Origin of the sequence: Virgibacillus oceani, from assembly GCF_041521345.1 — a bacterium.
In the GTDB taxonomy this organism is placed as follows: Bacteria; Bacillota; Bacilli; order Bacillales; family Amphibacillaceae; genus Virgibacillus_N; species Virgibacillus_N oceani_A.
Genome location: NZ_JBGOHB010000057.1, coordinates 1 through 13,000 on the forward strand (window position 1 = coordinate 1; position 13,000 = coordinate 13,000).

Here is a 13,000-nt window from a genome sequence, read left to right on the forward strand (position 1 = left end):
TAGAATGGTTTTGAGTCATCGTGAATTACCTCCGTATGGTTTGTGTTTTTGTCAACCTTAATTATACGTGGTTTCACGATGGCTTTCTATTTATTTAGCTGTTGCATTTCATTTTACAATGAACCTAAGGAAATTAATTAATTGAAGACATTACTAATATACACTGGCTAACTTGTATAAAGATTTCTAGCATCGTCCAGCTCCAGCGCCCAGCGACTAGCAAGAATCTTGGTGGGGCGAGCATTTAGCGCAGTCCCAAACTTCACACTCCTCCACTACGATAAGTCAACATCGGCTCGTACCCCGCCGTGTTTCCTTTATTTCATTAGCGGAGTGCTCCAGTTTGTACGTCGCTAACCGGGCGCTTCCGCCTTTGTTCTTGACATTTTGCCGTGAAGCGCATAAAGTAATATTAAATCATACTAAAATAGTAGGGATTGGGAGGCTTTAATAATGAGAGTTGCTGATAATATTACCGGATTAATTGGGGAAACCCCGATTGTAAAGCTGAACAGGATGACAGATGAAGATAGTGCGGATATTTATTTGAAGCTTGAGTTTATGAACCCCGCAAGCTCTGTAAAAGACCGTATTGCCCTTGCGATGGTAGAAGCTGCGGAAAAAGAAGGAGCGCTTAAACCAGGTGATACGATCATTGAACCAACAAGCGGGAATACTGGGATTGGCATCGCGATGGTAGCTGCTGCAAAAGGGTATAAAACGGTGCTTACGATGCCGGATACGATGAGTAAGGAGCGCCGTAATTTATTGCGTGCATATGGTGCAGAGCTTGTTTTAACCCCGGGTGCAGAGGCGATGAAAGGTGCTATTAAAAAAGCGGAAGAACTGAGAGATGAACACGGCTATTTTATGCCGCAGCAATTTAGCAACGAAGCAAATCCTGAAGTACATGCCCGCACGACAGGTCAGGAGATCGTCAAGCAAATGAGTGAAGGCGTAGATGCCTTTATTTCCGGAATCGGTACAGGCGGGACCATTACAGGTGCTGGAAGTGTACTTAAGGATCATTTCGGTGATGTAAAATTGTACGCCGTAGAACCAACGGATTCACCTGTTTTATCCGGTGGTTCACCAGGACCGCATAAAATCCAGGGAATCGGTGCCGGTTTTGTCCCGGATGTGCTGGATACGGATCTTTATGATGATGTGGTTCAGATTACGAGAGATGAAGCTTTTGAAGCATCCAGAAAAGCGGCAACCACGAACGGAATCCTTGGCGGAATTTCTGCAGGAGCAGCAGTAGCTGCAGCGCAAAAGGTAGCCAAAGATCTTGGTAAAGGGAAGAAAGTACTTGCCGTAATTCCTGATAATGGGGAGAGATATTTGTCTACACCGCTTTATCAGTTTGATGAGGAATAAGTATAAGTCGGAAAATCGATATAAATATATATTTTGGTATACGAATCCTCATGGGTTTGTATACCTTTTTTTTATCCAAGTGTAGTCCATTTTTGAACAACCTATTTAAGGAAAGTATCTGGTTTAATTTTGATGCTGTTAGAGTGAAAACGAAGTCACAAGCGAAATAACCTTCCTATTTATTCAGGAAGGCATTTGTGTTCTGATCATTCATTTCAATAAATTAACGAACTTTTTTAACAAAGGGAGGGAGCTTTTGTCGTTCCTTTTGAACATGGCCTTGGAGCTTTTTATTGGCACGGGTATATTCTTTTGAAACATAAGGTGAGGTCATTGCTAAAAGGAGTGCACCATAATTAAGGTCAAACATTACCTCGTCCCCTATTTTTAAATCGGTTTTCTTGAGATCAAGTACGGTGTGGTCGCTGCTTGAACCAAGCATATCGATGTCTAGCCTTGGTGTAAGCCCTGAAACAAGAACATCCTGAGACCCTACTCCTAAAATGGCTCTCTTCATTTTTCCGAGATCTTGAAACTGGGGATGGTTGCCAAACGCATCCTGGCCTATTTCTCCATAGGGAACGGATGGTTTTAATTTTGATTCAATGATTTCTGAAACGAATGTAAAAGCGTCTGTATATAACCCAGGGATTGGCATTCGATTTAATGTTTCACGACCTAAATAGATCGACTCGCCTAATCTCAGGTTATTTATTTTTCCGGTATTTGGAACGCCCAGGAACCAACTGTAATTAGCTGAGTTACCTCCTGATACAAAGGAAAGGGGCAATGTAAACGTTGCCTCTATGTTTTCCGCTAATGAAGATAAAAGCCCCATATTTTCTTCACTGGGCTTGACACCTCCAAAGCAAGCAAAATTTGCACCTATACCAACAATTTCAATTCCGGATAAATCCATTACTTCTAGAATGAACGCATGAAGACTTTCAGGCATAATACCTTCGCGTAAATCTCCCATCTCTATCATGAGAATAATTTTATGACAGGAGCTAGACCGATTAGCTGCTGCTGATAATTTTCTAATAACAGTTAACTCTGTATTCATGCTAATGTCGGCATATTTGATGACGGAATCAATCTCACTGATAGCAGGCGTTCTTAGTAAAACAAACTGCGCTTCAATACCTGACTCCCGCATTCGTATGATATTTTTTAACTTCGAATCTGCAAGCGTATGAACGCCTTGATTTAATAAAGCCTTAGCAACAATCGGGTCACCGCAAACTGTTTTCGTAACAGCCATAATCCCGATGTTTTTTGATTCATATAAATGTCGCAATTTTTCCGCATTATGTGCAATTTTTGCAAGGTTGATTTCAATTCTTGGTGTGCCAAGTTTGATCACTTAACAAGCACTTTTTTCTGTTTACGCTTTAGCTCTGGATAGCTTTTGAAAATGCTTGCTACCAGTTTATCGCATCCATGGGTAAGGACGTCAGCTGCTGGCAGGTTCAACTGCGTTTCATTTACTGCGACTTCTTCTTCAATCTCTTTATTACTCATGTTTTCATGGTTAATGGTAGTAGCGATGACCTTTGATTTAGAAAAGGCTTCAATAAGCTCTATCTCACTTTTTAAGGTTGGCATTTTCATAAAGCTAAAATCACCTAGGAATTCACGTTTTGGGGCATGTTGAACAATGATTGCCCCAGGTCTTGAACCCCTTATAATCGCACACGAACTAATATAAGCGGGGTGGCTTAATGCTCCTTGGCCTTCAACAATTATAATGTCAGGATCTTCATTATCATATGCCTTCATAACCTGATTTTCGATTTCACCTGTCATGAATTGAGAAGGAATGGCGTCAATCGCAATACCGTATTTTGCGCCTTGGATTAATCCGGTTTGCCCTGTTGCTACAAAAGCAGTCTTCAAGCCTTTTTTGATTAATGCCTCTTCAAGTAGAACGGAGGTGGTACGTTTTCCGATGGCACTGTCTGTCCCGAGTACTGTTATAACAGGCGTTTTGATGTTTAAAATTCGCCCTATAAAAAGATGCATGTCTTTCTTCTCAGGAGGCTTTCTCACGTCAGTGATCTTAACGCTATATTGCTTGGATTGCTTTACGAATTCTTCATCATCTGTAAAAAATTCATGAAGTGTGTTTACAACGTTTATTCCGTTTGCCATAGCATGTAATACAATGTTTCTTTCATCGCTTTTCAGAAAGGCTTCAGACGGGGCAATGCCATATATGAATTGGTCAGGTGTCGTGGATAAGTTTTTAAGTGCATCGTCAAGACTTGCAAACACGGGAATGCCATTTCTTTCTCCATCAAGTATTTCACCTGCATCCATGCCAGCTTTCGTACTGTCAATTATACCTAAAATCTGATATTTCCTCGAACTTCTAATTAGTCCGTTTGCTGTCTTTCCATCCATTGTTCCAAATTTATTTTCACAATATAGAACTGCTGTTTCTTTCATTGACTTACCTCCATTATTATTTGTGTTCCGCTATGCTTTTTACCCGGAGTAATTTTTTTCCATCCAAATTTATTAAAAAAACCTTTGGGATAATTTAGAGAGACTGACAGTCGATTGCCAAGACACTAAAATTTCAAGGTTTTCTTTTGAGATATCCAATTTTACTCCCTGTCTTCCAGTATAGCATAGTTAAATAGTTTAAGGCGCAAATCAAGCGATAATTAGCAAAAAAAGTAATATTAGAACAATTTACTGCGGCAGATAATGATACAGTTTCTGTGCTGAACACTTGGTTTCAATGCTAAAATAGTTAATAGACGGATAGATAGTTGGCAGTTCGGATTAATTAAACAGCATACAAAGTGTGAGGATAAGTAAAAAAGAGCACAGATTTAAGAACTGCGCACATTTGTGTGCCAATTACTATACTAATTGTTTTCCCAAACAGCAAAAATCTTTTCCATCAAATTCATTGCACAATAAAATTGACTATGATAGTCTATTGAATACAATATATATTATTGAAAATAAAATAAAACACTAGATATAGTGTTCGAGAGCTATGGTGACATCTTAGTCTTAATAGGGAATCCGGTGTAAATCCGGAACTGTCCCCGCAACTGTAAGTGCGGACGAACGGGTAATCCACTGTATCAGCTTGCTTCACGGCAGCGGTACGGGAAGGAGCCTAGTAGGTTTAAAGCACAAGTCAGGAGACCTGCCACAGCTCAGGAAGTTTCGTATCCTCGGGGCAAGCGATGATGAAACGATAGAGTAAGTTTCATATTTTCTGTCGTTTTATAGCCATTTTACCCCCGAGGTAAGCGGCTTTTTTAAATTATAGGGAGGCAGAAACATGATCTTAACTGCAGCAGATGAACTGAAACAGATTGTAGATGAGGCTACATCGGGATTAAATGTAGACAAAGAAAAGCTTTTAGAAAAATTCCATGGAACAGATTATAACTACGATCAATTAATCAAAAAGGCACTGGAGAATATTGATGTGGCCAATCCGGATTGGACATTTGTCGCCAGCCGTCTGTATGTCCAAACATTATACGAACAAGCCGCTGCAAATAGAGGCTACGATTCCGGTCACGGTTATGGAGATTTATATCATTTAATCAAAATACTAACTGAAAAAGGAATTTATACCGAACAGCTGCTGAAAAAATACTCGCAGCAGGAAATTGCTTATTTTGCAGCAACTATCGAACCGGAGCGGGATTTCCTATTCAATTATCTTGGCCTGTACACGCTAGCAACAAGGTATCTCGCAACTGACCATGGTAAAAATGTCTATGAACTGCCACAGGAACGCTGGATGGTTATTGCTATGCATCTGATGCAGGATGAGGACTCAAGCCGCCGCAGTGAGTATGTAGCCGAAGCTTATTGGGCGCTAAGTAATTTATACATGACGGTAGCTACACCAACACTTACGAATGCTGGTAAAACTCATGGTCAGCTGTCCAGCTGCTTTATTGATACGGTAGATGACAGCCTGCAGTCCATCTATGACAGTAACACCGACATTGCGAAGCTTTCTAAAAACGGTGGAGGAATCGGTGTTTACATGGGGAAAATCCGTGGCCGGGGCAGCTCTATTAAAGGCTATAAAAATATGTCGAGCGGCGTTGTTCCCTGGATTAAACAGCTGAACAACACGGCAGTCAGTGTGGATCAGCTTGGTACGAGAAAAGGAGCTATTGCCGTTTATCTGGATATATGGCACAGCGATATCGAGGCATTTCTTGATTTGAAACTGAACAACGGAGATGAACGCCAGCGTGCTCATGATATTTTTACCGGTGTCAGTCTGCCCGATTATTTTATGGAGCAGGTAGAAAAACGAGGCGACTGGTATTTATTTGACCCGCACGAAATACATGAAGTCATGGGTTATTCGCTGGAAGATTTTTTTGATGAAGAAAAAGGAGAAGGCTCCTGGCGTGAACGCTATTTGGAGTGTGTGGCATCTGATGAGCTGACGAAACGCGTAGTGCCGGCTATTGATATGATGAAACGGATCATGAAATCGCAGCTTGAATCAGGGACACCCTTTATGTTTTACCGGGATGAAGTGAACCGGCAAAATAACAATCCGCACGAGGGCATGATTTATTGTTCCAATTTATGTACGGAAATTACACAGAATCAGTCACCGACCGAGTTTCTGGAGGAATTCACAGAAGCGGATGGGACCATTGTAAAAAGATATAAACCTGGTGATTATGTAGTCTGTAATTTGAGCTCGATTAATCTTGGACGTGCGATACCGGAAAATGCACTGGAAAGACTAATCAGCATTCAAGTCCGGATGCTTGATAATGTGATTGGTATAAACACGCTGCCGCTCAAGCAGACACAGCTTACAAACCAGAAATACCGGGCTATTGGTCTCGGAACATTTGGCTGGCACCATCTGCTGGCTAAGAAAAATATTAGCTGGGAATCAGACGAAGCCGTTGACTATGCCGATGAACTGTATGAAAAAATTGCTTATCTGACCATAAAAGCAAGCATGGAGCTCAGCAGGGAAAAAGGCAGCTATCCGGCATTTTCAGGAAGCAAATGGCAGACTGGCCATTATTTTACAGAAAAAGGTTATCGTGATGCAAAATGGAATGAATTAAAAGCGGATGTAGGAACTTATGGTATTCGGAACGGTTACTTGATGGCTGTGGCGCCGAATTCATCCACCTCGATGATCGCGGGTTCCACTGCAAGTATCGATCCAGTGTTCAAACCGTTTTATTTTGAAGAAAAGAAGGATTTTAAAATTGCAGTCACGGCACCGGATCTGGACCATAACACGTATGATATTTACCGCAGATCCGCGTATATTTTGGATCAGCGCTGGTCAGTGAAACAGAATGCTGCCAGACAAAAGCATGTGGATCAAAGTATTTCCTTCAATATATATGTGCCAAATACAATTAAAGCGTCGGTCTTATTGGATCTGCATCTCCAGGCATGGCGGGAAGGGTTAAAAACAACGTATTATGTCCGTTCCACGGCCAATGATGTCGAAGAATGTGAGTGGTGTCAAAGTTGAGAAGTTTAATCGCCTATTTATCATACAGCGGCAATACAAAGGAAACAGCGGAGATGATCGAGGCAAAGCTAAAATCAGACGGAATGGGTGTCCAAATGCACGGAATTGGCATCGACCCGCCGGTTGATGCTTCCGTCTATGATCTTATCTTTATCGGTACATTTACATGGGAAATGGGTGCAACTCCGGATGAGGTAAAAGATTTTGTGCTGGAGGTTGGCTATAAACCGGATAATGTTGCGGTATTCGGCACAGGGGACACCCAGTTTGGCGGTGATGACCTTTTCTGCAGGGCAGTCGATAAACTGGCTGTCTTTTACGGAAGCAGGTGGAACGGACTGAAAATTGAACAGTCACCACGTGGGTCACAAGAAAGTATCGTAGAAAACTGGCTGGAAGGAGTACTACATGATGTCAAAAGTCTTGCTTAATAAAGCGAAAACACTGGAACCAATGAATCCAAATAAATCAACCGCGGTTTTTGGCGGAAAATCAAGCGGTATTCTGAATTGGAATGATATTGCTTATCCGCATTGGTATAAAATGTATAAACGGCTCCTCGGTAATTACTGGCAGGCAGATGAGGTTAATATGTCCGATGATTTGCGCCAGTTTGCTACACTCACGGAACAAGAAAGGGATACCTATCTAAAAATCATTGGACTATTATCAACACTGGATGCACCGCAAACGAGAACCGCACTCTTACTGTCTCTTTATGCTACTGATCCATCCGTCCAGTCGATCATGGCGGTAATTGCCCAGCAGGAGGCAGTTCATAATGAAAGTTATTCCTACGTTCTGTCGTCGGTAGTATCTCTTGATGAACAGAATGAGGCCTTTCAGCTCGGGCGCACCGACCCGGTACTGTTGAAACGGAATGAAACAATCATGAATCAATACAATCTGTTTGTTGAGGAACCGACTATCGAAAATATCCTGAAAACCGCTGTGTATACCGCACTTTTGGAAGGGATGTTTTTCTATTCTGGATTTGCGTACTTCTATCATCTTGCAAGGCAGAATAAGATGGTTGGCACATCAACAATGATCAGTTATATTAATCGGGATGAGCTGGAACATGGCCGTTTTATAGCAGAATTATTTCGTGCTGCGCTTTATGAAAACCCAGAATTAAATACGGGATCTTTTACCGATTGGGTGTATGACCAGTTCCAGGAATCCGTTGAATCAGAAATCGAATGGTCCAAATATGTTCTTGCCCGCATTGAAGGCATCGATTTGGATGAAATGGCCGGCTATATCAAATATCGTGGGAATAAAATGCTGCGGATGATGGGCCTGAGTGAGATTTATCCCGATCATACGGAAAATCCGATGAAATGGATCCGTGCATATGCCGATAATTTTGATGGCACGAAAACAGATTTTTTTGAGCAAAAATCCAGGCAATATACGAAGACAAGTGATTTGAACGGTTTTGATGATTTGTAGGAAGAGGGAAAGAGCGTTGAAGATTAAAAAAGGTTATACTTTCGGTTGAAGTTCACAACATACCATAGACATTTCAGCAGGAATTGTTGGCTGGAAAAGACAGGACTTGGCCGAAATTTAACATAAACCGGTGCGCGATCCCCCAATGAGCGCGCCGGTATTTTAATTAATAAGGAAATAATGAAATGGAGATAATTTATTTTCATGCGGTAGTTTGAAGGTTGTTCAAGTGCCGGGGTGAAGGGAAAATTAGATCCGTACGGTAACTTAACAGCCATATAAGTGACCAAGTCAATATGTTTTTTTAAACCCTTCCTGGAGCGTGCTGCAAACATCCGCGGCAATTGCCCCTCATTAATATGCTGTGTTAAGCTAAATACACGAATGATTGATGAAAGAAGGTCACAGGAAATGGAGTTAAAAACAAAGTCAAGAAATTATAATTTAACGGACCGTACACATATTATGGGAATTTTAAACGTAACCCCGGATTCATTCTCTGACGGGGGGAGTTATAATTCAGTGAAAAAGGCAGTTGCACAGGCGACAAAATTGGAAGAGCAGGGTGCGGATATCATAGATATTGGCGGGGAGTCCACAAGACCGGATCACGCTCCTGTCACCGAGGAAGAAGAGATCAGCAGGGTAATCCCGATGATTGAGGCGATAAAAAAAGAAGTTAGTATCCCAATTTCCATCGATACCTATAAAGCGAAAACAGCAAAGCAGGCGATTGAAGCCGGAGCAGAAATCATCAATGACGTTTGGGGAGCAAAGCGCGAACCGGAAATAGCCAAGGTTGCCGCAACATATAATGTACCAATTATTTTAATGCATAATCGTAACAACATGGATTACACTGATTTAATCGAGGATATGAAAAAAGATCTGCAGGAAAGTATTGAGATTGCTATTTCCACAGGTGTCCCAAAGTACAATATTATCTTGGATCCGGGAATTGGTTTTGCAAAAACAATGGAGCATAATTTAATTGCGATGAACTATCTGGAAGCTTTTCAGGCATTTAATCTTCCACTTTTGCTAGGTACTTCACGCAAAACCTTTATTGGAAAGAAGCTGGATATAAGCGTCCCTCAGGAGAGAGACGTTGGCACGGGAGCAACAACCTGTCTGGGAGTTTCCAAAGGAGTTCAAATCGTGCGCGTACATAATGTAGAAATGACTGTACAACTAACTAAAATGATGGATGCTATGCTTCATTCGGAAAGAGGGTAGGAAATGGACAAAATTTTGCTGAACAACTTACAATTTTACGGCTATCACGGTCTGTTGCCTGAAGAAAACAAGCTAGGTCAACGTTTTAATGTGGATGTTGAACTGTATGCTGATTTAAAAAAACCAGGTGAAACGGACGATATGAATGACTCGATTCACTATGGCGAGGCATATGAAATCATTAAAGAAGTAGTAGAAGGGGAAGCAAAAAACTTGATTGAAGCTGTGGCCGAAACGATTGCAGAAAGACTTTTAGCCAATTTTTCCTTACTCTCCGCATGCACCGTAAACGTAATCAAACCAGATCCCCCAATCGCAGGAAATTACCATTCCGTGTCTGTGGAATTATACAGGGAGAAGAACGTATGAATACAGTTTACCTTGCTTTGGGGACAAATATTGAACCAAGAGAAAAGCATTTAAATCAAGCTTTGGATTTTTTGAAAAATGAACAAATAACGATCCTGCAGCAATCTTCCATTTATGAAACTGCGCCCGTAGGTTATACTGATCAGGCTGATTTTTTAAATATGGTGATCAAATTGGAAACAGATCTCTCTCCCATCGAACTGTTGGATTACTGTCAAAAGATAGAACAAGAGCTGGGGAGAAAACACACGATTCGATTTGGCCCACGTACTATTGATCTTGACATTCTACTCTATAATAATGAAGATATAAACAAGGAAAGATTGATGATTCCGCATCCAAGAATGCATGAGCGTGCTTTTGTACTTATTCCATTGTGCGAAGTTGCGCCAAAGCATATTTTACCGCAACAAGATAAAAGTGTTGAGAAAATGATAGAAGAGCTATCAAGATCAGACATAAAGGATGTAGTAAAATGGAAACGAAGCGAATCGGCAGAAGAATAAAGGCATTTCGGAAATTGAAAGGCTATACGCAGGCGGATTTTGCAAAAGAGCTGGATGCTTCTCTCTCATTTATAGGAGCAGTGGAACGCGGAACAAAAGCAGCTCCAGATGAATTGCTGGACCAGATTTCGTCTATATTGGCTATATCCAAAGAAGAATTATTATTGATAAAACAGGATGAACAAGATCTAGATTAAAATTTTGCGGAACTTGCCATTTCTTTGCTGGCGGATTTTTCCATTAGCAGGTGCACAAGGGTGCTCGAAAATTGAAAAGGAAAAAATCATTTTGCCTTTCTGCATGAAGGCTTAATGGAAAGCCAGAATTTCTCAATAAACAATGAAGAACGTCCGCAACTATCTTCAGGTAATACTGGTTGAAGATAATAAACATGAAGTAATTACAGATTTCCTATATACTTACTAATAGAAAAACAGGATTTTAAGGTTTAACACACCTATATCGACTGGAGTGATCAAACGTGTCAGAAGAATTAAATGAACATATGCAAGTGCGGCGGGAGAAAATGCAGGCGCATCGTGAACAGGGAATGGATCCTTTTGGCGGAAAATTTGAGCGTACACATATGGCTGAGGAACTGCAGGCTGCATATGATACATTTTCTAAAGAGGAACTGGAAGAAAAACAGGAGCAGGTAACTATCGCGGGCAGAATGATGACAAAGCGTGGAAAAGGAAAGGCAGGATTTGCACATATTCAGGATTTGAGCGGGCAAATTCAGCTTTACGTACGGAAGGACACTGTTGGCGAAGCGGAGTATGAGATTTTTCAATCCATGGACATGGGTGACATTGTTGGAGTTACAGGTGTAATGTTTAAAACAAACGTTGGGGAACTATCTGTTAAAGCGATAGACATTCAACTGTTATCAAAAGCCCTTCGTCCGCTGCCAGAAAAATATCATGGTTTGAAGGACATTGAACAGCGTTATCGCCAGCGCTATCTGGATTTAATTACAAATATGGATAGTAAGGAAACGTTTATATTACGAAGCAAAATCCTTCAGTCTATGCGCCGTTATTTGGATGGGCAAGGTTTTCTGGAAGTGGAAACACCAATGATGCACAGCATTCCGGGGGGGGCATCTGCCCGCCCATTTGAAACGCATCATAATGCACTCGATATTCAATTATATATGCGTATTGCTATCGAATTGCATTTAAAGCGGCTCATCGTTGGCGGTCTTGAAAAAGTATATGAAATCGGCCGTGTCTTTCGTAATGAAGGTGTGTCAACAAGACATAACCCTGAATTTACAATGATTGAGTTATATGAGGCGTATGCAGATTACAAAGACATTATGGCGTTAACGGAAAACCTTATCGCTCATATTACGAAAGAAGTACATGGAACAACAAATATTAAATACGGCGATCATGAGATTAACCTTGAGCCAAAATGGACAAGGCTGCATATCGTCGATGCGATAAAAGAAGTGACAGGTGTTGATTTCTGGAAGCAAATGAGTGATGAAGAGGCACATAGCCTTGCTAAAGCGCATAATGTTGCTGTAGCAGATACGATGACATTTGGCCATATCGTGAATGAATTCTTTGAACAGAAAGTAGAAGATACGCTTATTCAGCCTACATTTATCTACGGCCATCCAGTGGAAATTTCACCTTTGGCTAAGAAAAATAAAGAAGATGATCGCTTTACTGATCGATTTGAACTGTTTATTGTTAGCCGTGAACATGCCAATGCATTTAGTGAGCTGAATGATCCGATAGACCAGCGTGAACGATTCGAAGCGCAAGTAAAAGAACGAGATGAAGGAAATGACGAAGCGCATCATTTGGATGAAGATTTCCTGGAAGCATTGGAATATGGTATGCCTCCAACAGGCGGACTGGGGATTGGCATTGACCGTTTAGTCATGCTATTAACAAATTCACCTTCCATTCGAGACGTACTATTATTCCCGCAGATGCGGAATCGTTAATTAAATAAAACACCGGCCGGTATTTTATTTTTTGTCTGCCGGTGTTTTTTGTTTTATTCTTCGGGGATTTGGGGTAAATGATTACATAAAATCCTTTACAGATACATAGTCGCTGCAAAAGAGCAAATACTACTACTTAGAATGCGATAGGTCAGACAAAAACAAATCCCATATTTTTCTTTAATATAGTGCTTGATTTTCAACTATAAACATGGTAAATTAAATATCGTTGCTTTAAAAAACGAGTGAATCAGAAATGAAAAGTAGTGAGATTACTATATTCATGCTCGAAGGATAAATTCGTTGGCAACGAAAAAGCAAAATATATAATTGACTTTATTACAGATGCATGTTATATTAATAAAGTCGCCAATTTGAGCAGACGAAATGTCGAAAGAAAAAAGCTGTTGACATGGATTGCTCAAGGTGATATAATTGAATCTTGTCGCGGGAAAAGCGACGTGATAAATTTGCTCTTTGAAAACTGAACAAAACAACCAGTATGTAATATGAAGATGTCAGAGGTAAGAAGTCTGAGTCAGACTAGGTTCTGAACGAGGAAGACTTATCCTCCTGAGG

General features: G+C 40.8%; 11 protein-coding genes and 1 riboswitch. Of the genes, 9 read left to right on the plus strand and 2 right to left on the minus strand.

Going from position 1 to position 13,000, the window contains the following annotated elements; translation table 11 throughout:
• The first annotated feature begins 453 nt into the window (after nt 1–453).
• Complete coding sequence (gene cysK, locus ACDX78_RS22900) at nt 454–1,380, plus strand: cysteine synthase A (RefSeq protein WP_486031137.1); 927 nt, start codon at nt 454–456, stop codon at nt 1,378–1,380.
• A gap of 223 nt (nt 1,381–1,603) precedes the next feature.
• Here cysK and ACDX78_RS22905 read toward each other — a convergent pair whose 3' ends face one another.
• A complete protein-coding gene (locus ACDX78_RS22905) occupies nt 1,604–2,746 on the minus strand; it encodes an alanine/ornithine racemase family PLP-dependent enzyme (protein ID WP_486031138.1) in 1,143 nt (380 codons plus the stop codon).
• A complete protein-coding gene (locus ACDX78_RS22910) occupies nt 2,743–3,831 on the minus strand; it encodes an N-acetyltransferase DgcN family protein (RefSeq protein WP_486031139.1) in 1,089 nt (362 codons plus the stop codon). The genes ACDX78_RS22905 and ACDX78_RS22910 overlap by 4 nt, the downstream gene beginning before the upstream one ends.
• Nucleotides 3,832–4,377: 546 nt before the next feature.
• A riboswitch (cobalamin riboswitch) is annotated at nt 4,378–4,571 on the plus strand.
• A 116-nt stretch (nt 4,572–4,687) separates the two neighbouring features.
• Between ACDX78_RS22910 and ACDX78_RS22915 the strand changes: the two genes are divergently transcribed.
• The 8 genes from ACDX78_RS22915 (at nt 4,688) to lysS (ending at nt 12,421) form a co-directional block, all read left to right on the plus strand.
• Nucleotides 4,688–6,892, plus strand: a complete 2,205-nt coding sequence (locus ACDX78_RS22915) for a ribonucleoside-diphosphate reductase subunit alpha (RefSeq protein WP_486031140.1) — start codon at nt 4,688–4,690, stop codon at nt 6,890–6,892.
• Entirely contained in the window at nt 6,877–7,323 is a 447-nt protein-coding gene (locus ACDX78_RS22920) for a flavodoxin (RefSeq protein WP_486031141.1), read from the plus strand. The genes ACDX78_RS22915 and ACDX78_RS22920 overlap by 16 nt, the downstream gene beginning before the upstream one ends.
• The gene (locus ACDX78_RS22925) at nt 7,304–8,347 is read left to right on the plus strand and encodes a ribonucleotide-diphosphate reductase subunit beta (protein WP_486031142.1); all 1,044 of its coding nucleotides are present in this window, start codon (nt 7,304–7,306) and stop codon (nt 8,345–8,347) included. Before ACDX78_RS22920 ends, ACDX78_RS22925 begins: the two co-directional genes overlap by 20 nt.
• A gap of 411 nt (nt 8,348–8,758) precedes the next feature.
• Nucleotides 8,759–9,583, plus strand: a complete 825-nt coding sequence (gene folP / locus ACDX78_RS22930) for a dihydropteroate synthase (protein ID WP_486031143.1) — start codon at nt 8,759–8,761, stop codon at nt 9,581–9,583.
• Nucleotides 9,584–9,586: 3 nt separating this feature from the next.
• Nucleotides 9,587–9,952, plus strand: a complete 366-nt coding sequence (gene folB, locus ACDX78_RS22935; protein ID WP_486031145.1) for a dihydroneopterin aldolase — start codon at nt 9,587–9,589, stop codon at nt 9,950–9,952.
• A complete protein-coding gene (folK, locus tag ACDX78_RS22940; protein ID WP_486031147.1) occupies nt 9,949–10,458 on the plus strand; it encodes a 2-amino-4-hydroxy-6-hydroxymethyldihydropteridine diphosphokinase in 510 nt (169 codons plus the stop codon). The genes folB and folK overlap by 4 nt, the downstream gene beginning before the upstream one ends.
• Nucleotides 10,428–10,655 carry a helix-turn-helix domain-containing protein gene (locus tag ACDX78_RS22945; protein ID WP_486031149.1) on the plus strand — a complete coding sequence of 76 codons (228 nt, stop codon included), beginning with the start codon at nt 10,428–10,430 and terminating at the stop codon, nt 10,653–10,655. Before folK ends, ACDX78_RS22945 begins: the two co-directional genes overlap by 31 nt.
• A gap of 284 nt (nt 10,656–10,939) precedes the next feature.
• A complete protein-coding gene (lysS, locus tag ACDX78_RS22950; RefSeq protein WP_486031151.1) occupies nt 10,940–12,421 on the plus strand; it encodes a lysine--tRNA ligase in 1,482 nt (493 codons plus the stop codon).
• The last annotated feature ends 579 nt before the right edge of the window (nt 12,422–13,000 follow it).

Bases quoted from the DNA above. Each gene is read 5' to 3' on its own strand.
- folK (WP_486031147.1), top strand. From the start codon at position 9,949: ATGAATACAGTTTACCTTGCTTTGGGGACAAATATTGAACCAAGAGAA.
- cysK (WP_486031137.1), top strand. From the start codon at position 454: ATGAGAGTTGCTGATAATATTACCGGATTAATTGGGGAAACCCCGATT.
- ACDX78_RS22925 (WP_486031142.1), top strand. From the start codon at position 7,304: ATGTCAAAAGTCTTGCTTAATAAAGCGAAAACACTGGAACCAATGAAT.
- folB (WP_486031145.1), top strand. From the start codon at position 9,587: ATGGACAAAATTTTGCTGAACAACTTACAATTTTACGGCTATCACGGT.
- ACDX78_RS22915 (WP_486031140.1), top strand. From the start codon at position 4,688: ATGATCTTAACTGCAGCAGATGAACTGAAACAGATTGTAGATGAGGCT.
- ACDX78_RS22945 (WP_486031149.1), top strand. From the start codon at position 10,428: ATGGAAACGAAGCGAATCGGCAGAAGAATAAAGGCATTTCGGAAATTG.
- ACDX78_RS22910 (WP_486031139.1), bottom strand. From the start codon at position 3,831: ATGAAAGAAACAGCAGTTCTATATTGTGAAAATAAATTTGGAACAATG.
- folP (WP_486031143.1), top strand. From the start codon at position 8,759: ATGGAGTTAAAAACAAAGTCAAGAAATTATAATTTAACGGACCGTACA.